Here is a 953-nt window from a genome sequence, read left to right on the forward strand (position 1 = left end):
CGCCAAGCCCCCCTTCGGCGGCCCCGAGGCCGTGCTGGCCTATCTCAGCCGCTACACGCATCGCGTGGCCATCTCCAACAACCGCCTGATCAGCGCCGATGCCGAGACGGTGACCTTCCGCTGGAAGGACTACCGGATCAAAAACGGCGACCGTCAAAAGGTCATGCGGTTGGCCACCGACGAGTTCATCCGCCGCTTTCTGATCCATGTGCTGCCCGACGGTTTCCACCGCATCCGCCATTACGGTCTTCTGGCCAGCGCAGGCCGCAAGGCCACTGTCGCAAAGATCCGCGCCCTGCTCGGAGCGCACACGGCCAGACAGGGTGATCCGCCAAGCGTTGACATCATCCCGCTCACCCTGAGAGAGCCATGCCCCGACTGTGGCGGCCCGATGCGCATCATCGAGATCTTCCGCCGCGGCCAGAAGCCCAGATCCCGTGCGCCACCGCGGGAGCAGGCAGCATGACGAGCCGCCCGTCATATCGGCCGGAGCTGACCCGGAAAAACACGGCATTCCGGGATCGCATCGGTTTGCGCCACATAAGGCTGAGCACCGCAAGACAGTCGAAACCGCCAGGAAGGAGACCGTCAGATCTGCTGCCGATCATGCCACCGCACCCCCTCAGACCGGCGCGGTTGCTTATGCCGTCAGCGCCGAACTCCTCAACAGACACCCGCGGCCGCGCGCTTTCCCCATAGGTCCCACCCAGCCCCCCGCGGCTTCCTCCTTCGACGGTTTGTCAACGCGGGCCGCCAATGCCAGCGGCAAACGTTGCGCTGCGGCCCGTGTCGAAAAACCTTCACGTCAGCGGAATGGCCGCTTGTCGGTAACTTCGTCCCGAAAGCGGAAGGTCAGGTCTCGGCCCCGAGAATGCATGTCGGCAACGCGGCTCATCTTAGCCGTCTAGTGAGTCTGTCGCCCGGCCTCAGAAGCCGCCCTCCGGCCACGTCGC

General features: G+C 65.1%; 1 protein-coding gene. It reads left to right on the forward strand.

Annotated elements, in window-relative coordinates:
* On the forward strand, positions 1-466 hold a 466-nt coding region (locus G6N73_RS35880), incomplete at its 5' end, for an IS91 family transposase (RefSeq protein ID WP_206079284.1).
* Positions 467-953 lie beyond the last annotated feature (487 nt).

The sequence above is a fragment of the Allomesorhizobium camelthorni genome (assembly GCF_011045125.1).
GTDB lineage: Bacteria > Pseudomonadota > Alphaproteobacteria > Rhizobiales > Rhizobiaceae > Allomesorhizobium > Allomesorhizobium camelthorni.